Source organism: Streptomyces sp. NPDC043738, assembly GCF_056436545.1.
Genome location: NZ_JBWKCJ010000002.1, coordinates 182411 through 203844, shown reverse-complemented (window position 1 = coordinate 203844; position 21434 = coordinate 182411). Strand labels below are relative to the sequence as shown.

General features: G+C 72.0%; 20 protein-coding genes. 8 read left to right on the top strand and 12 right to left on the bottom strand.

All coding sequences use genetic code 11. The features are described from left to right. Window positions 1-259: 259 nt before the first annotated feature. The 4 genes from AC0680_RS04040 to pdhA all read right to left on the bottom strand — a co-directional run bounded on the left by AC0680_RS04040 (window position 260) and on the right by pdhA (window position 4980). Window positions 260-1189 (bottom strand): DUF6457 domain-containing protein, encoded by a 930-nt coding sequence (locus AC0680_RS04040; protein ID WP_478624694.1) that lies wholly within the window; start codon window positions 1187-1189, stop codon window positions 260-262. Window positions 1190-1307: 118 nt separating this feature from the next. Continuing rightward, window positions 1308-2756, bottom strand: coding sequence for a dihydrolipoamide acetyltransferase family protein (locus AC0680_RS04035; RefSeq protein WP_478624692.1), 1449 nt, complete (start codon window positions 2754-2756; stop codon window positions 1308-1310). Beyond that, on the bottom strand, window positions 2756-3790 hold the full coding sequence (locus tag AC0680_RS04030; RefSeq protein WP_384424181.1) for an alpha-ketoacid dehydrogenase subunit beta: 1035 nt from the start codon (window positions 3788-3790) through the stop codon (window positions 2756-2758). The genes AC0680_RS04035 and AC0680_RS04030 overlap by 1 nt, the downstream gene beginning before the upstream one ends. Then, window positions 3787-4980 (bottom strand): pyruvate dehydrogenase (acetyl-transferring) E1 component subunit alpha, encoded by a 1194-nt coding sequence (pdhA, locus tag AC0680_RS04025; protein ID WP_478624691.1) that lies wholly within the window; start codon window positions 4978-4980, stop codon window positions 3787-3789. The genes AC0680_RS04030 and pdhA overlap by 4 nt, the downstream gene beginning before the upstream one ends. A gap of 224 nt (window positions 4981-5204) precedes the next feature. Between pdhA and AC0680_RS04020 the strand changes: the two genes are divergently transcribed. Beyond that, a complete protein-coding gene (locus AC0680_RS04020) occupies window positions 5205-5723 on the top strand; it encodes an Lrp/AsnC family transcriptional regulator (RefSeq protein ID WP_478624689.1) in 519 nt (172 codons plus the stop codon). Window positions 5724-5734: 11 nt separating this feature from the next. Here AC0680_RS04020 and AC0680_RS04015 read toward each other — a convergent pair whose 3' ends face one another. Further along, the gene (locus AC0680_RS04015; protein ID WP_478624687.1) at window positions 5735-6325 is read right to left on the bottom strand and encodes a TetR/AcrR family transcriptional regulator; all 591 of its coding nucleotides are present in this window, start codon (window positions 6323-6325) and stop codon (window positions 5735-5737) included. Between the two features lie 11 nt (window positions 6326-6336). Then, window positions 6337-7848 carry a 3-hydroxyacyl-CoA dehydrogenase gene (locus AC0680_RS04010; RefSeq protein ID WP_478624685.1) on the bottom strand — a complete coding sequence of 504 codons (1512 nt, stop codon included), beginning with the start codon at window positions 7846-7848 and terminating at the stop codon, window positions 6337-6339. A gap of 147 nt (window positions 7849-7995) precedes the next feature. Between AC0680_RS04010 and paaN the strand changes: the two genes are divergently transcribed. Then, the gene (gene paaN / locus AC0680_RS04005) at window positions 7996-9678 is read left to right on the top strand and encodes a phenylacetic acid degradation protein PaaN (RefSeq protein WP_478624683.1); all 1683 of its coding nucleotides are present in this window, start codon (window positions 7996-7998) and stop codon (window positions 9676-9678) included. 55 nt (window positions 9679-9733) lie between these two features. Here paaN and AC0680_RS04000 read toward each other — a convergent pair whose 3' ends face one another. Genes AC0680_RS04000 through AC0680_RS03990 form a run of 3 tightly spaced genes read right to left on the bottom strand, consistent with a single transcriptional unit; the run spans window position 9734 to window position 12488 of the window. Then, complete coding sequence (locus AC0680_RS04000) at window positions 9734-10408, bottom strand: TrmH family RNA methyltransferase (RefSeq protein WP_384424187.1); 675 nt, start codon at window positions 10406-10408, stop codon at window positions 9734-9736. Further along, window positions 10405-11820 (bottom strand): HTTM domain-containing protein, encoded by a 1416-nt coding sequence (locus AC0680_RS03995; RefSeq protein ID WP_478624682.1) that lies wholly within the window; start codon window positions 11818-11820, stop codon window positions 10405-10407. The genes AC0680_RS04000 and AC0680_RS03995 overlap by 4 nt, the downstream gene beginning before the upstream one ends. Continuing rightward, window positions 11817-12488 carry a DUF5819 family protein gene (locus AC0680_RS03990; RefSeq protein ID WP_478624680.1) on the bottom strand — a complete coding sequence of 224 codons (672 nt, stop codon included), beginning with the start codon at window positions 12486-12488 and terminating at the stop codon, window positions 11817-11819. The genes AC0680_RS03995 and AC0680_RS03990 overlap by 4 nt, the downstream gene beginning before the upstream one ends. Window positions 12489-12655: 167 nt before the next feature. Here AC0680_RS03990 and paaA point away from each other — a divergent pair, with 167 nt between their 5' ends. The 6 genes from paaA to AC0680_RS03960 all read left to right on the top strand — a co-directional run bounded on the left by paaA (window position 12656) and on the right by AC0680_RS03960 (window position 17471). Beyond that, window positions 12656-13606 carry a 1,2-phenylacetyl-CoA epoxidase subunit PaaA gene (paaA, locus tag AC0680_RS03985; protein WP_478624679.1) on the top strand — a complete coding sequence of 317 codons (951 nt, stop codon included), beginning with the start codon at window positions 12656-12658 and terminating at the stop codon, window positions 13604-13606. A gap of 44 nt (window positions 13607-13650) precedes the next feature. Next, window positions 13651-13941: a 1,2-phenylacetyl-CoA epoxidase subunit PaaB gene (paaB, locus tag AC0680_RS03980; protein ID WP_478625072.1), complete on the top strand. Its 291-nt coding sequence runs from the start codon at window positions 13651-13653 to the stop codon at window positions 13939-13941. Continuing rightward, entirely contained in the window at window positions 13941-14657 is a 717-nt protein-coding gene (gene paaC, locus AC0680_RS03975) for a 1,2-phenylacetyl-CoA epoxidase subunit PaaC (RefSeq protein ID WP_478624677.1), read from the top strand. The genes paaB and paaC overlap by 1 nt, the downstream gene beginning before the upstream one ends. After that, window positions 14651-15148, top strand: a complete 498-nt coding sequence (gene paaD / locus AC0680_RS03970; protein ID WP_478624676.1) for a 1,2-phenylacetyl-CoA epoxidase subunit PaaD — start codon at window positions 14651-14653, stop codon at window positions 15146-15148. The genes paaC and paaD overlap by 7 nt, the downstream gene beginning before the upstream one ends. Continuing rightward, on the top strand, window positions 15148-16191 hold the full coding sequence (locus AC0680_RS03965) for a 2Fe-2S iron-sulfur cluster-binding protein (protein ID WP_478624675.1): 1044 nt from the start codon (window positions 15148-15150) through the stop codon (window positions 16189-16191). Before paaD ends, AC0680_RS03965 begins: the two co-directional genes overlap by 1 nt. 146 nt (window positions 16192-16337) lie before the next feature. After that, the gene (locus AC0680_RS03960) at window positions 16338-17471 is read left to right on the top strand and encodes an acyl-CoA dehydrogenase family protein (RefSeq protein ID WP_478624673.1); all 1134 of its coding nucleotides are present in this window, start codon (window positions 16338-16340) and stop codon (window positions 17469-17471) included. Between the two features lie 206 nt (window positions 17472-17677). Here the strand turns inward: AC0680_RS03960 and AC0680_RS03955 are convergent, their stop codons facing one another. From AC0680_RS03955 to AC0680_RS03945, 3 genes are all read right to left on the bottom strand, one after another. After that, entirely contained in the window at window positions 17678-18022 is a 345-nt protein-coding gene (locus tag AC0680_RS03955) for a rhodanese-like domain-containing protein (RefSeq protein ID WP_478624671.1), read from the bottom strand. 10 nt (window positions 18023-18032) lie between these two features. Further along, on the bottom strand, window positions 18033-19133 hold the full coding sequence (locus tag AC0680_RS03950; RefSeq protein WP_478624670.1) for a J domain-containing protein: 1101 nt from the start codon (window positions 19131-19133) through the stop codon (window positions 18033-18035). A gap of 613 nt (window positions 19134-19746) precedes the next feature. Further along, window positions 19747-21213 (bottom strand): DUF2252 domain-containing protein, encoded by a 1467-nt coding sequence (locus AC0680_RS03945; protein ID WP_478624669.1) that lies wholly within the window; start codon window positions 21211-21213, stop codon window positions 19747-19749. Window positions 21214-21434 lie beyond the last annotated feature (221 nt).

The window sequence follows — 21434 nt, the reverse complement described above, 5'->3', positions numbered from 1 at the left end:
CCGGAAGGGCCGGGGGGGAAGACTCTTTGGGGCCGGGGGGGGCAAGGTGGTTGTTGGGGCTGGTTTCGGTGTCTTTGGGGGGGGGGGGGGGGGGCGGGGTGGGGGGGGTCCCCCCCCCCCCCCCCGGCGGCCCGTGCGTTCGGCTCCCCCGCTGCGCGGACGCCGTTGACCAGCGCGAGCGCGTCGTCGAACGGGTCGCCGTGGTCGCCGGTCTGCGCCGGCAGCACGCCGCCGGGCTCCGCGCCGCCCTCCACGTCGGTCATTCGGCGGGCTTCGCTTCGCTCCCCGCGGCACCGCCGGACCCGGCAGCGCCTGCGGACCCCTCGGTCTCCGCCGCCCAGCGGCCGGCCAGCGCGGCGGCCCGGTCGGACAGCTCCTTCACATCCCGGCCCTGCCGGCCCGCCGCATAGCCGATCAGGAAGGTCGTCAGCGGTGCGGCCGGGCGGGCCACGCCATGCGCGGCGTCCCGAGCGAGGTCGAGAAGCGCCGCCGTGTCGACATCGAGCTCGATGCCCAGTTCGGCCTTGACTGCGGTGATCCATTCGTCCAACACGTGTCCATGCTCCCTGATGCGGGCGCGTGCCGCGCCGACGTCTTCCCAGGTGTCGCAGTCGAAGGAGGCCGTGGAGGTGGCGTCGGGGACCCGCGCCAGCGCCAGCCGGCCGACCACGGAGCGCAGCGGCAGACCGGCCAGGGTGCCGTGCTCGGCCCGTACCCGCGCCAGCTCACGGCGCAGCGATGCGGCCCGGTAGGCGGCCACCAGCGGCTGGTCCCGCCCGGTGGTGTCCTGGAGCATCGCGCCGTCGGGGGGCGCGACGGCGCCCTCGGGCCCGCCGCCGCCCGCCGTGCGCGTCGCCGCCGCCAGGAGGCCGCGTACGGTCGCGGCGGTCAGGAACGGCAGATCGGCGGAGAGGACGAGCACCGTCGGGGCGGTGGTGTGCCGCAGGCCGGCGTCCAGCGCGGCGAGCGGGCCGCCGCCCGGCGGGTCCTCCAGGGCCCGGACCACGGCGCGGGCGGTCGGGCGGCCGGGGCCGACGACGACCGTGATCGCCGCATCGGGGCAGGCGGCGATCACCCGGTCCAGGAGGGGGCGGCCGCCGACGGACAGGGCGGGTTTGTCCGCCCCGCCGAGCCGCCGGGCCGCGCCCCCGGCCAGGACGATGGCGTCGTGGTCGGTGTGGTCGCTCACCCCCTGAGTATCGCCAAGGGGCACCGCGATCACACCGGTGTCGTACGTCTCACGGCTGTCGGCTCCGCCGCGGTGGCCGCGGCCGTCCCCGCCCCGGCCACCGCTGTACGGGCCGTGGTCACAGCCCCCGCAGCAGCACGGCGGGCTGCTCGACGCAGTCGGCCACGAACCGCAGGAAGCCGCCGGCCGTGCCGCCGTCGCACACCCGGTGATCGAAGGTGAGCGAGAGCTGGACGACCTGCCGGACGGCCAACTCGCCTTCGTGCACCCAGGGTTTGGCGGCTATCCGGCCGATGCCGAGCATCGCCGCCTCCGGGTGGTTGATGATCGGCGTGGAGCCGTCGACGCCGAAGACGCCGTAGTTGTTGAGGGTGAACGTGCCGTGTGTCAGCTCGGCCAGGGTCAGCCCGCCGGACCTGGCCGTTTCCGTGAGCCGGGCCATCTCGGCGGACAGCTCCTCCACCGTGCGGGCCTGCGCGTCCCGCACGACCGGCACCACCAGACCGCGGTCGGTCTGCGCCGCGAAGCCCAGATGGACCGCGGGCAGCCGGACGATCTCCTGGGTCTTGGTGTCGACGGTGGCGTTGAGCTGGGGGAACCGTGCGAGTGCGGCCGTGGTGATCCGGGCCAGCAGGGCCAGCAGCGACACCTTGGGAGCGCCCGGAACATTCATCGCCCTGCGGGCGGTGAGGAGTTCGGTGGCATCGGCGTCCACCCAGCAGGTCGCCTCCGGGATCTCCCTGCGGCTGCGGCTGAACTTCTCGGCGGCCGCACCGAGCATCCCCCGCAGCGGGATCCGCTCCTCGCCGGCCGTGGCGGTCCCGGCGGCCCTCGCGCCCGCCGTCACGCCCGTCACCTCGGCAGCAGCCGTCTCCCGCGCCCTGATCGCGCACTCGACGTCGGTACGGAGAATCAGGCCGTCCCGCCCGGATCCCGTCACCTCCCGCAGATCCACGCCGTTCTCCCGCGCCATCCGGCGCACCAGCGGAGAGATGACGGCCACCGAGCCGCTCCCGGCATCCACCGCACCGGCCCCGGCCGGGCCGTGCGCACCGGCTTGCCCGGCAGTCTGCCCGCCGGTTGCCGCCGCCCCGGCCGCGGCCTCTCGCGGCGGCTGCGGCACGCCGGCCGCGGGGCCCGCTTCGCCCCCCGGGCGGATGCGGCGCCGCCGCGCCGCCGCCGCGCTCGTGCCGTATCCGACGAGCACGTTCCCCGACCCGGCATCCGCCGGATCCGCCGGGGGAGCACCGGCCCCACCCGCGGGCGCGCCGGAGGCCGGTGGCGCCTCCTTGGGCCCGCTGCCCGCCAGATCGTCCGGCACCGCGCCCACCGCGACCGTCACCAGCGCCGCGCCCACCGGGACTTCGGCACCCTCCTCACCGAAGCGGGCGGTCACCACGCCGCCATACGGGCAGGGCACCTCCACCATCGCCTTGGCGGTCTCGACCTCCACCACCGGCTGGTCGATGGCCACCACCTCACCGACCTCGACCAGCCATTGCACGATCGTCGCCTCGGTGAGGCCCTCCCCCAGGTCGGGCAGGGTGAATTCGCGGACCACGGCCATCACTCACCACGTCCCTCGGTCCACTCCGACTCCCACTGGAGGCGGGCGACGGTGTCCAGAATCCGGTCCACGCCCGGCAGGTGATGCCGCTCCAGCATCGGCGGCGGATAGGGGATGTCGAAGCCGGCGACGCGCAGCACAGGCGCCTCCAGGTGGTGGAAGCAGCGTTCGGTGATCCGTGCGGCGATCTCCCCTCCGGGACCGCCGAACCCGTTGGACTCATGGACGATCACTGCCCGTCCGGTGCGCCGCACCGACGCGCAGACCGTGTCGTCGTCGAACGGCATCAGCGAGCGCAGATCGACCACTTCCAGGTCCCAGCCCTCGGCGCGCGCGGCCTCGGCGGCCTCCAGGCAGACCGGGAGCGACGGGCCGTAGGTGATCAGAGTGGCGCTGCTGCCGCGGCGCCGGACCTCGGCCCGTCCCAGCGGGGCGACCGGGGCGGGGGCGTCGGGCGACCAGTCGGCCTTGGACCAGTAGAGCCGCTTGGGCTCCAGGAAGACGACCGGGTCGTCGGAGGCGATGGCGGCGCGCAGCAGCCCGTAGGCGTCCTCGACGGTCGCCGGGGTGACGACCTGGAGGCCGGGGGTGGCGAGGTAGTAGGCCTCGGAGGAGTCGCTGTGGTGCTCGACGCCACCGATCCCGCCGCCATAGGGGACGCGGATGGTCAGCGGCATCGGCAGCGCGCCGCGGGTGCGGTTGCGCATCCGGGCGACATGGCTGATCAGCTGCTCGAACGCCGGGTAGGCGAACGCGTCGAACTGCATCTCGACGACCGGCCGCAGGCCGTACATCGCCATGCCGACGGCGGTGCCCAGGATGCCGGCCTCGGCGAGCGCGGTGTCCGTGCAGCGGTCCTCGCCGAACTCCTTGGCCAGGCCGTCGGTGACCCGGAAGACTCCGCCCAGGGTGCCGACGTCCTCGCCCATGACATGGACGGACGGGTCCTCGGCCATGGCGTCGTGCAGCGCGCGGGTCAGTGCCTGGGCCATGGTGGCGGGCTTGCGCGCGGTCGCCGGAGCGGTGGTCGTCATGGCCTGGCCTCCTTGGCGGACCCATCGGTGCCCGCTGCGTCCTCGGTTTCTCCGGCGGCCTCGGCATCCAGCTCGGCACGCAACTGTGCCGCCTGCGCGCGCAGTTGGCTGGTCTGCTCGGCGAATACGTGGTGGAACAGGTCCATCGGGTCCAGCTCCGGGTCGGCGTTCATCCCGTCTCGCAGGTCGGCCGCCATCTGCTCGGCGCTCTCCCGGGTGGCGCCGACGAAGGCGTCGGTCAGCAGATCGCGGGCCGCCAGCTCGTGCTCCAGAAGGGCTATCGGGTCGTGCGCCTTCCAGGTCTCGACCTCGGCGTCGGTGCGGTAGCGGGTGGCGTCGTCGGCGTTGGTGTGGGCCTCGATGCGGTAGGTGACGGCCTCGACCAGGGTCGGGCCGCCGCCCCTGCGGGCGCGCTGCACGGCCTCGGTGAGCACCTCGTGCATCGCGGGCGCGTCGTTGCCGTCGACCAGGCGGCCCGGCATGCCGTATCCGACCGCCTTGTGGGCGAGCGACGGCGCGGCGGTCTGCTTGGCGAGCGGCACGGAGATCGCGAAGCCGTTGTTCTGGACGAGGAAGACGACCGGTGCCTGCCAGACCGCCGCGAAGTTCAGCGCCTCGTGGAAGTCGCCCTCGCTCGTACCGCCGTCGCCGACCATCGCCAGTGCCACCACGTCGTCGCCCTTGAGGCGGGCGGCGTGCGCCAGGCCGACGGCGTGCGGGAGCTGGGTGGCCAGGGGGGTGCACAGCGGGGCGATGCGGTGCTCGTGCGGGTCGTAGCCGTTGTGCCAGTCGCCGCGCAGCAGGGTGAGCGCCTGTACGGGGTCCAGGCCGCGGGCCACCGCCGCCAGGGTGTCGCGGTAGCTGGGGAAGAGCCAGTCGCGGTCTTCGAGCGCCAGCGCGGCGGCGACCTCGCAGGCCTCCTGTCCGGTGGAGGACGGGTAGACCGCCAGGCGTCCCTGCCGGGTCAGGGCCGTGGCCTGGGCGTTGTAGCGGCGGCCGCGCACCAGCTGGGCGTAGAGCCGGGTGAGAAGTCCGGAGTCGAGCCGGGCGGCCGCCTCCGTCCCCAGGATGCGGTAGGGCTCCTCGTCGGGCAGGAGGGGCGCGGGATCGACGCGTGGGCGCCAGGCGGGCGGCGGGCCGGCCAGGCTGCTTTTGTTCCTGCTGCTGCCGGGCTGCTCGAGGACCGTCATGTCGAGCACCTCCTCGGATCGAAGGGGTGGCGCGATGCGCCTCATGTGGGTGGTGGGCGGACGGCTGATGGGCAGGATGGAGCTGGTCGGGGCGGGTACGCCCTTCCCTACCGATTGTTCGGTCGTCAGTGCAATTTGGCTACAGGCGGGTCAAGCCTGTGGACAAACGGTTCTCCACAGCTTGAGATGAAGACAGGGCGTCCACAAAGGGGAGGCGGGACCATATGCCGGACGAACAGATGGCCCACACCGGCGGACAGCCGCCGGCGGCATCCGCCCCGTCATCGCCGGCCGCACGCCCGCTGGACACCATCGACCGCTCGATCCTGCGCATGCTGCAGAACGACGGCCGGGCCTCGATACGCTCCGTCGCCGAGCGCGTGCACGTCTCGCGCGCCAACGCCTACGCGCGGATCAACCGGCTGATCGACGACGGGGTGATCCGCGGCTTCAGCGCCCTCGTCGACCAGGAGAGGGCAGGTCAGGGCGCCTCGGCCTATATCACCCTGAAGATCGTCCAGAATTCGTGGCGGACCGTGCGCAAGCAGCTCACCGCGCTGCCGGGCGCCACCCACATCGCGCTGGTCAGCGGCGATTTCGATGTGCTGCTACTGGTGCACACGAAGGACAACCGCGAGCTGCGGGAGCTCGTCCTCACCCGCATCCAGTCGATACCGGAGGTGCTCAGCACCCGCACCCTGCTGGTCTTCGAGGAGACCGACCTGGGGCCGGAAGAGGAGTAGGCCCGCCGCCGTCAGGGCTTGCGCAGCCCCGCGAACGCCGTGCGCACCACGGCCTCGGCGACCTCGTCACGGCTCGCCGCGCCCCCGCGCCCCGGCCGGTACCACTCCACAATGGAGTTGATCATGCCGAAGAGCAGCCGGGTCGCCAGCCGGATGTCCACGTCGTCCCGCAGGTCGCCGTCGGACGCGGCCTGCTGGAGCAGGTCGGCGACCTCGTGGTCGAACTCCCGGCGGCGCTCCATGGCCCACCGCTCGGTGTCCGTATTGCCGCGCACCCTCAGCAGCAGCGTCACATAGGGGAGTTCGTCCATCAGCACCTCGGCCACGCGCCGGGTGACGTACTCCAGCCGCTCGATCGCACGGCCCTGACCGGCGCCCGGCTCCTCCAGCACGCCGAACAGTCCGTCCAGGGCGCGGCTTATGGCGCGGCGCAGCAGCTCTTCCTTGCTGCGCACATGGTGGTAGATCGAGGACTTCGAGATACCGGCCGCCTTGGAGAGATGCTCCATCGACGTACCGTCGTAGCCGCGCTCGATGAACACCTCGACGGCGACCGCGAGCAGCGAATCGGGCGTGTAGGTGTCGCGCTTGGCCATGGTCATGATTAGAGCACCTATTCCTCGAGGTCCGCACGGCGCCGCAGCGCCCAGGACGGTAGGTAGCGTCCGCCGGCGTTCTGGTGGTGCATCGAGTCCAGCAGATCCCACACCCATCGGGCGCCCAGCAGCTCGGCCCACTCCATGGGGCCGCCGGGATAGTTCACGCCCAGCCGCATGGCCGTGTCGATGTCCTCAGGGGTCGCCACCTCGCGGGCCGCGGCGTCCACGGCGAAGTCGACGATCATCGCGATCGTCCGGGCGACGATCATGCCGGGCACGTCCTCGATCACGCTGACCCGTTTGCCCAGCGCCTGGAAGAGCCCGACGGCCTCCGCGAGGTCCGCCTCGGAGCAAGCACGGGAGGCGGACAGGGCGATCCGGGTGGCGGAGCGGTAGTCCAGCGCGAGGTCGAAGCGGATGCTCCTGTCGCGGGCCGTGCTCGTCGCCCCAGCGCCGTCGGTCAGCGCCAGGCGCGCCCCACCGGGCAGCCGGATGAAGCCCTCGGCCTCCCCCGGCGTGCGGTCCGGGGTGACGGGGATGCCCGCCTCCTCGATCAGCTCCCGCAGCACCGCGGCCGGGCCCGGCAGCTGCCCATGCAGCACGACGGCCTCCGGGGCGGGAGCGGGCGCGGCGGTCTGCGGCTCGGGCCGGCGGGCGCCCTCGGCGTAGTCGAACCATCCGCGCCCCGATTTGCGGCCGTGCAGCCCGGACTCCACCAGCCGGCGCTGCGCCAGCGAGGGGGTGAACTTCGGGTCCTGGAAGAAGGCGGTCCACACGGAGTGGGTGACCGACTCGTTCACGTCCTGTCCGATGAGGTCGGTCAGTTCGAAGGGGCCCATCTTGAAGCCGGCGCCCTCGCGCAGCAGGGCGTCGATGGTGGCGGGGTCGGCGACGCGCTCCTCGTAGGCGCGCAGGGCCTCGGCGTAGAACGGGCGGGCGATGCGGTTGACGATGAACCCGGGGGTGTCCGCGCAGCGCACCGGCTTCTTCCCCCAGGCGGCGGCGGTGTCGTACGCGGCCGTGGCGGCGGCCTCGTCGGTGGCGAACCCGCTGATCACCTCGACCAGGGGGAGCAGCGGCGCGGGGTTGAAGAAGTGCAGGCCCACACAGCGGCCGGGGTGCCGCAGCCGGCCCGCGACCGCGGTCACGGACAGCGAGGACGTGTTGGTGGCCAGCAGGCAGTCCGCCGCGACGACGTCCTCCAGGGCGGTGAACAGCTCCTGTTTGGCCGGGAGTTGCTCCAGGATCGCCTCGATGACCAGCGCGGCGTCGGCCAGCTCCGCAAGGGCGGCCGCGGGGGAGAGGCGCGCGCGGGCCGCGTCCCGCTCGCCCGCCGAAATCCGGCCTTTTTCGACGAGCCGGTCGAGCCGTCCCCCGATCGCCTCGGCGGCTTGCTCCGCGCGTCCGGGGGCGGTGTCGTAGAGGCGTACGCGATGGCCGGCGACCAGCGCCACCTGCGCGATGCCCTGCCCCATCGTGCCGGTCCCCACCACTGCCACGGTGCTGCTGGTCGCGATTGCCGTCATGCCAGTTGTTCCTCCCCGACCGACTTTTCCACAGGCTGGCCGGACCCTCTTGCCCCGACCGATCGTTCGGTTACTCTAACTCCGTTGCCTTGTCCGCTCCCAGTCCCCATCCACTCTCCGCCCAGCTCGACGAGGAGTTGGTCATCGATGACCGCCGAAGTGACCGCAGCGCAGTTGATCGAGAAGCACCGCCCGACCCTCGACCAGACGCTGGAAGCGATCCGCACCCGCGCCTACTGGTCCCCGCACCCCGAGCACCCGAAGGCGTACGGCGAGAACGCCGCCGGCGACGGGCTGGCCGCTTTCGAGGCCCTGCGCGGCAAGCGCTTCGAGCTCGACCAGCCCGGCACCGATGACTGGACGGGCCAGGAAATCTCACCGTACGGCCCGGAGTTGGGCATCAGCTATCCGCATCCGGATGTGGAGGTGCTGCTGCCGGCGATGCGTGCCGCGATCCCCGCCTGGCGGGACGCGGGCCCGGAGGCCCGCGCGGCGGTGTGTCTGGAGATCCTGGCCCGGATCAGCGCGCGCACCCATGAGTTCGCGCAGGCCGTGATGCACACCAGCGGCCAGGCCTTCATGATGGCGTTCCAGGCCGGCGGGCCGCACGCCCAGGACCGCGGCCTGGAGGCGGTGGCCTATGCGTACGCCGAGCAGGTCCGCACGCCGGAGCAGGCGCCGTGGTCCAAGCCGCAGGGCAAGCGCGAGCCGCTGGAGCTGGCCAAGACCTTCACGGCGGTGCCGCGCGGTGTCGCCCTGGTGATCGGCTGCAACACCTTCCCGACCTGGAACGGCTATCCGGGCCTGTTCGCCTCTCTGGCCACCGGCAACCCGGTGCTGGTCAAGCCGCATCCGCGGGCCGTGCTGCCGCTGGCGCTGACCGTCGAGGTGGCTCGCGAGGTGCTCACCGAGGCCGGGTTCCCCGCCGACCTGGTGTGCCTGGCCGTGGACAAGCCGGGCGAGGGTCTGGCCAAGACGCTGGCCGTCCGCCCCGAGGTCCGCATCATCGACTACACCGGCTCGACCGCCTTCGGCGACTGGCTGGAGACGAACGCCCGGCAGGCGCAGGTCTTCACGGAGAAGGCCGGCGTCAACACCGTCGTCATCGAGTCCACCGACGACTACAAGGGCATGCTCAGCAACCTGGCCTTCTCCCTGTCGCTCTACAGCGGCCAGATGTGCACCACCCCGCAGAATCTGCTGATCCCCCGGGACGGCATCACGACGGACGCCGGACCGAAGTCGTACGACGAGGTGGTCAGCGATCTCGCGGGCGCGGTCAGCGGCCTGCTGGGCGACGACGCACGCGCCAACGCCCTGCTGGGCGCGATCGTCAATCCGCAGGTCAAGGAGCGGATCGAGGCCGCTGCCGGGCTGGGCGAGGTGGCGCTGGCCTCCCGCGAGGTGGCCAACCCCGAGTTCCCCGGGGCGACGGTCCGTACCCCGGTGATCGTCAAGCTGGACGGCGCCAAGCCGGACTCCGAGGCGGCGTACCTGTCGGAGTGCTTCGGCCCGGTGTCCTTCGCGGTGGCCGTCGACTCCGCGGCCGACGCGGTGGACCTGCTGCGGCGCACGGTCCGCGACCAGGGAGCCATGGCGGTCGGGGCGTACACCACCTCCGCCGAGGTCGAGCAGCTGGTGGAGCAGGCCTGCCTGGAGGAGTGCGCCCAGCTGTCGCTCAACCTGACCGGCGGGGTCTATGTGAACCAGACCGCGGCGTTCTCGGACTTCCATGGCTCCGGTGGCAACCCGGCGGCCAATGCGGCGCTGTGCGACGGCGCGTTCGTGGCGAACCGCTTCCGGACGGTGGAGGTGCGGCGCCAGGCGTGACAGTCCTTGGGGCCCGGTCCGTTCCGCCGGGCCCCAAGGGGGACCCGTATCCCCCTCAGACGGCTCCCGGGCCCTCGATCCGCGCATGGCGGCCGATCCAGGCATGCATCGCGATGGCGGCCGCCGCCCCCGCGTTGATCGAGCGGGTCGAGCCGAACTGCGCGATCGAGCAGACCCGCGAGGCGTGCCGGCGCGCCTCCTCGGTCAGCCCCGGCCCCTCCTGGCCGAACAGCAGCACACAGCGGCGCGGCAGCTCGGTCGTCTCCAGCGGCACGGACCCGGGGAGATTGTCGATCCCGATGATCGGCAGCTCCTCGGCCGCCGCCCAGGCGGTGAGATCCGCCGTGTCCGGGTGGTGGCGGACATGCTGGTAGCGGTCGGTCACCATCGCGCCGCGGCGGTTCCAGCGGCGCTGCCCGACGATATGGATCTCCTTGGCCAGGAACGCGTTCGCGGTCCGGACGACCGAGCCGATGTTGAAGTCGTGGCCCCAGTTCTCGACGGCCACATGGAAGTCATGGCGGCGGGTGTCGAGGTCGGCGACGATCGCCTCGCGCGTCCAGTAGCGGTACTGGTCGACGACGTTGCGGCGGTCGCCGTGCGCGAGCAGCTCGGGGTCGTAGCGGGCGTCCTGCGGCCAGGGCTCCGGGTGCGGACCGACGCCGATCTGCGTCCCGTAGCCCTCGTCGTACTGGAGGGGCTCGGCGGGGGCGGTTTTCTCACTGCTCACCCCACGAGCGTATGGCCACCGCCGCCGTGCTCGGTACGGGCCGGCGGCACACCGCCCCCGGATCCGGCGCCGGCCCCGGGGGAGCCGCCGCGCGAGAACAGCCGTGTGCGCAGGCCCACGACGCGTGCGGAGAGCCAGGTCAGGAAGTTCGTCGGCAGGAAGACCGCATCCGCCGCGATCATGGCGAGCGAGAAGAACGGCAGCCCCAGAAGGAACGCGATCGAGAGGTGCTCGCAGATCATCACGACCAGCAGCACGTTCTTCAGACGCCGGTTGAACAGCGTGAACGGGAAGGCGACCTGGACGATCACCGTGCCGTAGGTGAGCACCATGACCATCAGGCCGTTGCTGCCGAGCAGGTCGGACAGTCCCGGCCAGGGCGAGAAGTAGTCCAGGTGCATCGGGTAGAAGACCGCGGTGCCGTCCTGCCAGCGCGTGCCCTGGATCTTGTACCAGCCGGCCGTGGCGTAGATCAGGCAGACCTCGACCATGATCACCAGCACCGCGCCGTTGTGGGCGAGCTTGGCGAGCGTGTCGAGGACGACGCGCGGTTCCCCGGGGGCGTAGCGCCGCACCGCCCACCACAGGCCGTGCGTCACCCACAGGCCCCACAGGACCAGGCTCCAGCCGATGTGCGGGAACGGGCCGTTCTCGAACCAGTTCAGGCCGTGTCCGCCGGACAGCTGGGCGACGGCCAGGCCGAGGCCCAGCACGGCCCACAGCACGACGCCGGGCAGATCGCGGGTGGGCCGCTGGCCGTCGGCGGACTCCGCCCGCTTCGCACGGCGCGCGTCCAGCGACCAGACCTGCCCGCACCGGGTCAGCACGAGGTACATCGACATCAGGTGGATGACGTTGTCGCCGCCGTCCCCTATGAAGATGCTGCGGTTCTGCAGCGAGAGCACACCCACCATGAAGAGCACCGACATGGTGCGGGTGCGCCAGCCGAGCATCAGCGCCGCACTGGCGACGATGGCCAGGAAGTAGACGACCTCGAACCAGCCGCGCCCGTCGGACCACAGCAGGGCGGAGAAGGCGTGATTGGCGTCCAGGAGCCGGCGCGCCATGTCCAGGCTCCAGGGGCCGTCGGGCCCGTAGAGGGTCTGGCGGTGCGGCCACTCGCGCAGCAGGAACAGCAGCCAGGTCGCCGCGAAGCCGATCCGGATCACAGCGGTCTGGTACGGGGCCATCGCCCGGCCGGTGACGCGCGTGAAGCCACGGCCGATCACGCGCTCGATGCGGGTTTCCTCGTAGGGAGCGGGCGTCTCCTGGGGTGCCTGGGGCTCCCGGGGTGCCTGCTGCTCCTGCTGGGCTTGGTGCGCCTGCTGCGGCACGTGGGTCGACTCCGTGAGGTGCGGGGGCAGTGGTGCGTGCGATGCGCTGTGCGGTTGCTGCGGCGTCGGTGACGTCACTGGTTCGTCGCCCCCTCGGGCAGGTCCTTTGCGGTGACCTGCCACCAGGGCAGCACGCGGTACACGGGCTTGTCGCTGATCTTCTCGGTGCTCCACGGCGGCGGGCTGACCGGCGTCGTCTGCGAGCGGACCTGGACCTGCACCACGCGCGCGCCCCCGCTGGTCCATTCCCGAGACATCCGGAGCATCACGATCCGCCGGATGTAGCGCTCGGCCAGCACGCCCCGCGGGCCGACCGCGCGGTTCTGCGCGTCGTGGCTGTTGACGAGGAGTTCCCAGCCGCGGCGCAGCTGGTTCTGCTGGGTGTGGCTGGGAACCGGGTTGTGGCGGATGGCCTGGCCGTCGCGGGCGGTCAGATCGGTCCAGCCGGTCGTCCGCGCGGTGCCGTCCTCGGTGCGCAGCTGCGCGCGGACCTGGACCGCGATGTTCTGCTGGAGGGGGTTGGGCGCGAACAGCTTCCAGTTCTGCTCGTACTCGGGATAGACGTAGTCGCTGATCAGGGCGCCCTGCTGCTTGCTGAGCGTGTTCGATGGCGCGACGTGCAGAAACATCATCGCGAGATGGATCGCGACCGCGACGGCGACGGCGCACGCGGCCACGCCTATGACGATCCGAGAGGGCAGCGAGAGCGCGGCCACCGACCGCGTTTCGTCCCCGTATGACTGCATTCCCGCCCCGTTCCCAGATCCCATGCGGTCCACTCCGCCTCGGAACCGTACCTACGCGGCCGCACCGGGCACACCCTCCCCCGGGTTATCCACAGGCTTGACACCCGCGGTCCGCCCACTCACCATTGAACCGAACGATCGGTCGGTCGGGAGCGAGGGGGCACCACATGACGACGATCGCGCCGGAGGAGACGGCCCGCGAGGCCGCATTCGAGGCCACCGTGGCCGCGGACGAGCGCATCGAACCGCGGGACTGGATGCCGGACGCCTACCGCTCGACACTCGTGCGGCAGATTGCCCAACACGCCCACTCCGAGATCATCGGCATGCAGCCGGAGGCCAACTGGATCACCCGGGCACCGTCGCTGCGCCGCAAGGCGATCCTGATGGCGAAGGTGCAGGACGAGGCCGGCCACGGCCTGTACCTCTACAGCGCCGCCGAAACCCTGGGCACGGGCCGCGACGAGCTGCTCGACAAGCTGCACTCCGGCCGCCAGAAGTACTCCTCGATCTTCAACTACCCGACCCTGACCTGGGCCGATGTTGGAGCCATCGGCTGGCTGGTGGACGGCGCGGCGATCACGAACCAGGTCCCGCTGTGCCGGTGCTCCTACGGCCCCTATGCCCGCGCGATGGTCCGCATCTGCAAGGAAGAGTCCTTCCACCAGCGACAGGGCTACGAACTCCTGCTGGCCCTCAGCCGCGGCACAGCGGCCCAGCACGCCATGGCACAGGACGCGGTGAACCGCTGGTGGTGGCCGTCCCTGATGATGTTCGGCCCGCCGGACGACGAGTCGTCGCACTCCGCGCAGTCCATGGCCTGGAAGATCAAGCGGCACTCCAACGACGAGCTGCGGCAGCGCTTCGTCGACATCTGCGTCCCCCAGGCCGAGGCCCTCGGACTCACCCTCCCCGACCCGGACCTGACGTGGAACGAAGAGCGCGGCCACTGGGACTTCGGCCCGATCGACTGGGCCGAGTTCCGGGAGGTCCTCAAGGGCAACGGCCCCTGCAACGAGCAGCGGATAACCCGCCGCCGACGGGCTCATGAGGAAGGCGCCTGGGTGCGCGAAGCCGCCGCCGCACACGCGGCCAAGCACGGGAAGGCCGACCGATGACGACACACCACCCCACCGAGAGCCCGGCAGCCGACGGGGGAGCGATGGCCCCGCCGGCGGACTGGCCCCTGTGGGAGGTCTTCGTACGCAGCCGCCGCGGACTGTCCCACACCCACGCCGGCAGCCTCCACGCGCCGGACGCCGAGATGGCCCTGCGCAACGCCCGCGACCTCTACACCCGCCGCTCCGAGGGCGTCTCCCTGTGGGTGGTGCCCTCCGCGCAGATCACCGCCTCCTCTCCGGACGAGAAGGACGCCTTCTTCGAACCGGCCGGCGACAAGCCCTACCGCCACCCGACCTTCTACGAGATCCCGGACGGGGTGCATCACCTTTGATGAACGTCACGGCCACCCCGGCCCTGCCCCTCGGGGACGACGCCCTGATCCTCTCCCACCGCCTGGGCGAGTGGGCCGGCAACGCCCCGGTCCTGGAAGAGGAGGTCGCGCTGGCCAACATCGCGCTGGACCTGCTCGGCCAGGCCCGGGTGCTGCTCTCCCTGGCCGGCGACGAGGACGAGCTGGCGTATCTGCGCGAGGAGCGGCAGTTCCACAACCTCCAGCTGGTCGAGCAGCCCAACGGCGACTTCGCCCACACCATCGCCCGCCAGCTCTACTTCTCCACCTACCAGGAGCTGCTGTACGAGCGACTCGCCGAGGGCGAGAGCGAGTTGGCTCCGCTGGCCGGAAAGGCCGTCAAGGAGGTCGCCTACCACCGCGACCACGCCGAGCAGTGGACGCTGCGCCTGGGCGACGGCACCGACGAGAGCCACACCCGGATGCAGCGTGCCCTGGACGCCCTCTGGCAGTTCACCGGCGAGATGTTCGAACCGGTGGAAGGGCTGGAGTCGGTGCCCTGGCCGTCCCTCCACGACGCCTGGACGACCCGCATCACCACCACACTCGGGCAGGCCACCCTCGCCGTCCCCGAAGGCCCCCAGCGCGGCGCCTGGACGGCCGGCGCGGGCCGCCAGGGCCTGCACACCGAGTCGTTCGGACGACTGCTCGCCGAGATGCAGCACCTCCACCGCAGCCACCCGGGAGCGACATGGTGACCACCACCGCCCTCGAAGAGGAACTGCTGGCGCTCGCCGGCTCCGTTCCCGACCCCGAGCTGCCCGTCCTCACCCTCGCCGAGCTCGGCGTACTGCGCGGCGTACGGCTGACGGCCCCGGACCGCGTCGAGGTCCGGCTCACACCCACCTACACCGGCTGCCCCGCCATCGAGGCAATGTCCGCCGACATAGAACGCGTACTGCACGACCGCGGCATACCCGAAGTCGAGGTCCGCACGGTCCTCAGCCCGCCGTGGACCACCGACGCGATCACCGCCGAGGGCCGCCGGAAGCTGGCCGAATTCGGCATCGCCCCACCACGCCCCACGGGCCCGGCCGGCGGACCGGTCAGCGTCGACCTCACGATCCGCTGCCCGCACTGCGGATCGACCGACACCACCCTGCTGAGCCGGTTCTCCTCCACGGCGTGCAAGGCACTGCGCCGCTGCGAGTCCTGCCGTGAACCCTTCGACCACTTCAAGGAGTTGTGATGTTCCACCCGCTCCAGGTCCGGGAGATCGAGCGGCTCACGGACGACGCGGTGGCCGTCACCTTCGCGGTCCCGCCCGAGCTGCGAACGACGTTCCGGCACACCCCCGGGCAGCACATCGCGCTGCGCAGAACGGTCGACGGCCAGGAGATCCGCCGTACGTACTCCATCTGCACCCCCGCCACCGAAGGGTCCGTGCTGCGCGTAGGCATCCGCCTCGTCGAGGACGGCGCCTTCTCGACCTACGCCCTCAAGGAACTTGCGGTCGGCGACACAGTGGACGTCATGGCTCCGGCCGGGCGGTTCACCCTCGCTCCCCGCCCCGGCCACTTCGTCGGAATCGTCGGCGGCAGCGGCATCACCCCCGTGCTCTCCATCGCCGCCACACTGCTGGCCCAGCAGCCGGACGCCCGCTTCTGTCTGCTGCGCAGCGACCGCACGGCGGCCTCGACGATGTTCCTGGAGGAAGTGGCCGACCTCAAGGACCGCTATCCCCAGCGCTTCCAGCTCATCCACACCCTCTCCCGCGAAGAGCAGCAGGCCGGCCTGCCGTCCGGTCGCCTGGACGAGGCCCGGCTGCGCTCCCTCCTGCCCGCCCTCCTGAAGATCGACTCCGTCGACGGCTGGTACCTCTGCGGCCCGTACGGCCTGGTCCAAGGGGCCGAGCGTGCCCTGCGCGCCCTCGATGTGCCCCGCTCCCGCATCCACGAGGAGATCTTCCACATAGACAACGGCGCCACGGCCGTCCCGGCCACCGCCACCCCCGCGCACAGCACCGTCACCGCCACCCTCGACGGCCGCTCCGGCACCTGGCCGGTCCACGACGGCGAGCCCCTGCTCGACGCGGTGCTCCGCAACCGCGCGGACGCCCCCTACGCCTGCAAGGGCGGGGTCTGCGGCACCTGCCGGGCCTTCCTGGTCTCAGGCGAGATCCGCATGGACCGCAACTTCGCCCTGGAATCGGACGAAGTCGACGCCGGTTACGTCCTGGCCTGCCAGTCCCATCCGGTCACGGAGAAGGTCGAGCTGGACTTCGACCGGTAGCGCCCGGCGTGGTGCCCCGAGCGCACGCCACACCCCAACCCGCTCGTGGCCCCGCGCCTTTGGCCGCCCTCACCATTCCCAATTCCTGCAACCTGTTCTACCTTGACGCTTCGTCAGTTCGAGGCGCCGCGCGGGAGGACAGACCAGTGGACTTCACCTTCACCGAGGAGCAGCAGGCCGCCGTCGAAGCGGCGAAGGCCGTCTTCTCGGGGGTCACACCCGACGGCGTGCCCAGCCCCGCACTCACCGCGGGTGCGGTCGCCGACGATTTCGACCGCACCCTGTGGCGCACGCTCGCCGACGCCGACCTGCTGAGCCTGCCGATCGCGCCCGAGTACGGCGGGGCGGGCCTCGACGCGATCGCACTCTGCCTCGTCCTGCGCGAGTCGGCCAAGGTCCTGGCACGGGTACCACTCCTGGAGTCCGGCGCCGCGGCACTCACCCTCCAGCACCACGCCACCGACGAACTGCGTACCGAGGTGCTGCCCCCCATCGCCGCCGGGGACCTGGTCGTGACCGTCGCCTCCGCCGGGCGCACCGGCCACGAGCCGGCCGAGCTCGCCGTGACCGCCCGCCAGGAGGGCACCGACTGGATCCTCGACGGCACCCAGACCGCCGTCCCCTGGGGGCACACCGCAGACCGGATCCTGCTCCCCGCCCACACCACCGACGGCCACGCCGTCCTCGCCCTCGTCCCCCGCACCCACCTCGGCGTCACACTCGACGACCAGATCTCCACCAGCGGAGAGCGCCATGCCGAGGTCCGGCTGGATTCCGCGCGCATCAGCGCCCACGAGATGATCAGCGACCCCGCCGCCTGGAAGTCGCTGCGCAACGTCCTGACCACAGGCACCTGCGCACTCGCCCTGGGCCTCGGCGAACGCGTACTCGCGATGACCGGCGACTACACCGGCAAGCGCGAACAGTTCGGGTTCCCGGTGGCGACCTTCCAGGCCGTCGCCGTGCAGGCCGCCGACCGCTTCATCGACCTGCGCGCCATGGAAGCCACACTCTGGCAGGCCGCCTGGCGCATCACCACCGACGCCCCCGGCCCGCTACCCGTCGCCGGAGACGTCGCGGTCGCCAAGATCTGGGCCTCCGAAGGCGTACGCCGCGTCGTCCAGACCGCCCAGCATCTGCACGGCGGCTTCGGCGCGGACACCGACTACCCCCTGCACCGCTACCACGCCTGGGCCAAACAGCTCGAACTCTCCCTCGGCCCGGCCGCCGCCCACGAGGAAGCCCTCGGCAACCTGCTGGCGTCGCATCCGCTGGGCTGAGGCAGGAGTGTGCCTCGAAGTACCGACGGACCGGCCCCCGGGGAAACCGGCGGACCGGCAAATCGGCGAACCGGCAGATGGAGGTCAGCGGACGGGCGGCAGGCAGTCGAACCGGCGGACCGGTGGACTGGTAGACCGGTAGCCCCGGGACGGCTCTCGCAAGACCGGCTACAAGCCCCAACCACAAAGCCCGCTACAAAGTCGGGCTAGATGACCGTCCCCGAGCCACCCTTGCCGTCCGACACCGGACGGCCCGCGGCCTCCCATGCCTGCATGCCACCCGCGACATTCACCGCGTCGATGCCCTGCTGGAGCAGATACTGCGCCACCTGCGCGGAACGCCCGCCGACCCGGCACAGGACATACACCTTGCCGCCCTCGGGCGCCGCCTCGGTCAGCTCCCCGTAACGGGCGACGAACTCGCTCATCGGGATGTGCAGCGCGCCCTCGGCGTGCCCGGCCGCCCACTCGTCGTCCTCACGCACGTCCAGGAGGAAGTCGCCGGACGAGAGCGCGTCGACAGCGACCGTGGGTACAGAACCAAATTGCATGGTCACGACGCTACCCGACGAGCTGCGCGAGGTAGGCCTCGCGTTCTGCGACATCGGCGAGCAGCTTCTCGGCGATCTCGTCCAGGAGCGCGTCCGGGTCCTCCGGCGCCATCTTGATCATCGAGCCGATCGCGCTGTCCTCCAGCTCGGCGGCGACGGCGGCCAGCAGTTCCTTGCGCTCGGCCAGCCACTCCAGCCGGGCGTAGAGCTCCTCACTCTCGCTGAGCCGCTCCTCGACCGGTGCCGGACCGGCCTCCCACTCCCGCGCGAGCTCCCGCAGCACCGCCTCGTCACCCTGGCCGTACGCCAGGTTGACGCGCGCGATGAACGCGTCGCGGCGGGCCCGCTCCGCCTCGTTCCGTGCCAGGTCCGGGTGCGCCTTGCGCACCAGGTCGCGGTAGACCTTGCGGGCCCCCTCGCTGGGCCGCACCTTCTCCGGCGGCCGCACCGAACGCTCGGTGAGCATCGCCTGCGCCTCCGGGAACAGTCCCTCCGACCCCATCCAGCCGTGGAACAGCTCCTCCACCTCCGGCATCGGCAGCACCGAAGCCCGTGCCTCCCGCGCCTTACGGATGTCCTCGGGGTCGCCCGTACGCGCGGCCACGGCCTCGGCGATCTGCGCGTCCAGCTCGTCCAGCCGCGCGTACATGGGGCCGAGCCGCTGGTGGTGCAGGCGGGAGAAGTTCTCCACCTCGACCCGGAAGGTCTCCACGGCGATCTCGAACTCGATCAGCGCCTGTTCCGCGGCCAGCACCGCCTTCGCCAGCCGCCGGGTCGCCTCGTCCTGAGCGGCCTGCCCACCGGCTTCGACGCTCGGCTCGCCGCTCGGTGCGGCACCCGATGAGGCACCCGGTGCGGTACTCGCCGCAACGCCCGGCTCGTCCCCAGCCCCGGCCGGCCCGGCGGGCGAATCGGCCTCGGCGTCCTGGGCCGCCCCCGGCTCACCCGAGCCCGCGACCTGATCTTCCGGGCCGCCGCCGTACCCGGCCTGGGCATCCTGCCCACCGCCGCGGGCGTCGGGTGCCTGCGAACCACCCTGGGCGCCCGATGTGCCCGGGGCGTCCGCTTGGTGCTGGCCGTCCTGCGCGTTCTCCGCGTGCGAGTTCGTCACCCGGTCAGCGTACGGCCCATGCGGGGGCTGGCACCTCCGCCCCATGCCGGGGCCGGCACGGGCTGGCACCTACGCACTACGCCGGGCTGGTGCCTCCGTCCCACGCCAGGGCCGGTGCCTCCGCCCCACGCGGGGGCCGGCGCGGGCTTCGCACCTCCACCCCCACGCCGGAGCCGGCGCCTCCGCCCCACGCGGGAGCCGGCACAGGCTTCGCACCCCCACCCCACGCCGAGGCTGGCACGAGCTGGCACCTCCACACCACGCCGGGGGTGGTACCTCCGACACCCTCACGACCGCCGGTCCGCTTCGCTGCTTCTGGGCCTTCCCCCTGTCCTCTCCCCCCCCCCGGGGCCCAGGGCCCCTCCCCCCCACCCACCACCACCGCCAATCTCCCCAGCCCAGCCTGCCTCCCCAGCCGGCTAGCCCCGCCAGCCGCCCAAGCTCCCCAGCCGGCTAACCACCCGAGCCCGCCCGCCCCCGTCCGAACCAGCCCGTACGCACGACAGACACTGCACGACAGGCACTGCACGACAGGCACGACGGTCACGACAGGCACGCAGGCACGACAGGCCTGACGGGCATCTCAGGCACGTCTACCGACAGGCTGCGGGCCTCACACCCCCAGCTCAGCCGCGATCCGGCCGGTCTTCACCGCGGCGGTCAAGGCTGCATGGTCCGCTTCCGTACGGTCCGCGTAAGAGAGGGCGAACCGTGCCACCGCCTCGTCCAGCTCCTCGCTCTTGCCGCAGTAGCCAGCGAGCAGACGCGGGTCCGCACTGTGCGCGTGGGCTCGGGCCAGGAGGGCACCGGTCATCCGGGCGTAGTCGTCCATCTGCTCGCCGGACAGCTGCGCCGGGTCCACGCTGCCCTTACGGTTTCTGAACTGCCGGACCTGGAAGGGGAGTCCGTCCAGGAACCCTCCTTCCAGGCGGCCGGTTCCAGCTGCCGCCCCGCCCCCACCGGGCGTCGCTATGTCCTGCACCGTCGTCCAGCCCAGCAGGATGTCGCTGACGACCTGCATCCTGCGCTGCCCGAGCACCACCCGGCGCCCCTCGTGTATCGCCGAAGGTATGGGGAAGCCGGCCTTCTCCACATACGGTGCCAGCACCGAGGCGCGCGCCTCCTTCACCTGCAACACCAGCGGCTCGCCCCGGTGATCCAGCAGCAGCACCACATACGACCGCAGGCCCACACTGCCCGTGCCGACCACGCGGAAGGCCACATCGTGCACCGCGTACCGGGACAGCAGCGGCAGCCGGTCATCGGGCAGCGTCTCCAGATAAGCCGTGAGGGACGCGGCAACCGCTGCGGCTTCCGCATCCGGCACCCGCCGCAGCACCGGCGGCGCGTCCACGAACCGCCGTCCACCGTCCGCCGTCCGCTCCGTGGCCTTCGCCGCGAACCGCGCGCTGGTGTTCTTGCGGGCCTTGGCCGACACCCGCTCCAACGTCCCCAGCAGATCCCGGGCGTCGGTGTGCGAGACCAGCTCCTCGTCGGCGATGGCATTCCACGCCTCGGTCACCGGCAGCTTGGCCAGCAGCCGCATGGTGCGCCGATATGCGCCCGCCGTGTCCTGCGCGGCCTTACGACAGTCGTCCTCACTGGCGCCCGCCTCGCGGCCCGCCAACACCACTGACGTCGCCAGCCGTTTCACGTCCCACTCCCACGGCCCGTACACGGTCTCGTCGAAGTCGTTGAGATCGATGACGAGACCGCCGCGGGCATCGCCGTAGAGACCGAAGTTGGCTGCGTGCGCGTCCCCGCAGATCTGCGCGCCGATGCCGGTCACGGGGCCATTCGTCAGGTCGTACGCCATCAGGCCCGCAGAGCCGCGGAGGTAGGCGAAGGGACTGGCGGCCATCCGGCCGACCCTTATCGGCGTCAGCTCGGGCAGTCGCCCGGCGTTGGACGCCTCGACGGCCATGACCGGATCCGGCCGCCCGGCCGCGATCGAGAGCGCGCCCTGCTCGGAACGGGGCAGGCGCTCCCGCAGCGCCCGGCCGGCGGCCTTGGGCGACGACCCCGAAGGACCCTGCGCGTCCGCCCTCGCGAACCCCGGTACGTACGGCACACGCGACATGGCGGGCCACCTCCCCCTTCACGACCTGCGTCTCTCGTGTCCTGCGTACTCGTCGGCCCGCCGAGCGGTCCCGGCTTGCCGACGAGCAACGACGTTACCGACACTTCGCCGAAGCCCGCACAGCCTGTGGATAACTATCCGGCGGCGCCAGGGACCAGGACTCCCAGGACCCCGGCCGCAGTTCCAGCCAAGCCGCAGTTCCAGCCCAAGCCCAAGCTCCA

Coding starts and splice junctions, on each gene's coding strand:
- paaD (WP_478624676.1), top strand. CDS start 14,651: ATGGTGACCACCACCGCCCTCGAAGAGGAACTGCTGGCGCTCGCCGGC.
- paaB (WP_478625072.1), top strand. CDS start 13,651: ATGGCCCCGCCGGCGGACTGGCCCCTGTGGGAGGTCTTCGTACGCAGC.
- AC0680_RS04010 (WP_478624685.1), bottom strand. CDS start 7,848: ATGACGGCAATCGCGACCAGCAGCACCGTGGCAGTGGTGGGGACCGGC.
- AC0680_RS03990 (WP_478624680.1), bottom strand. CDS start 12,488: ATGCAGTCATACGGGGACGAAACGCGGTCGGTGGCCGCGCTCTCGCTG.
- AC0680_RS04020 (WP_478624689.1), top strand. CDS start 5,205: ATGCCGGACGAACAGATGGCCCACACCGGCGGACAGCCGCCGGCGGCA.
- AC0680_RS03945 (WP_478624669.1), bottom strand. CDS start 21,213: ATGTCGCGTGTGCCGTACGTACCGGGGTTCGCGAGGGCGGACGCGCAG.
- paaN (WP_478624683.1), top strand. CDS start 7,996: ATGACCGCCGAAGTGACCGCAGCGCAGTTGATCGAGAAGCACCGCCCG.
- AC0680_RS04030 (WP_384424181.1), bottom strand. CDS start 3,790: ATGACGACCACCGCTCCGGCGACCGCGCGCAAGCCCGCCACCATGGCC.
- AC0680_RS03965 (WP_478624675.1), top strand. CDS start 15,148: ATGTTCCACCCGCTCCAGGTCCGGGAGATCGAGCGGCTCACGGACGAC.
- paaC (WP_478624677.1), top strand. CDS start 13,941: ATGAACGTCACGGCCACCCCGGCCCTGCCCCTCGGGGACGACGCCCTG.
- AC0680_RS03955 (WP_478624671.1), bottom strand. CDS start 18,022: ATGCAATTTGGTTCTGTACCCACGGTCGCTGTCGACGCGCTCTCGTCC.
- pdhA (WP_478624691.1), bottom strand. CDS start 4,980: ATGACGGTCCTCGAGCAGCCCGGCAGCAGCAGGAACAAAAGCAGCCTG.
- AC0680_RS04015 (WP_478624687.1), bottom strand. CDS start 6,325: ATGACCATGGCCAAGCGCGACACCTACACGCCCGATTCGCTGCTCGCG.
- AC0680_RS04035 (WP_478624692.1), bottom strand. CDS start 2,756: ATGGCCGTGGTCCGCGAATTCACCCTGCCCGACCTGGGGGAGGGCCTC.
- paaA (WP_478624679.1), top strand. CDS start 12,656: ATGACGACGATCGCGCCGGAGGAGACGGCCCGCGAGGCCGCATTCGAG.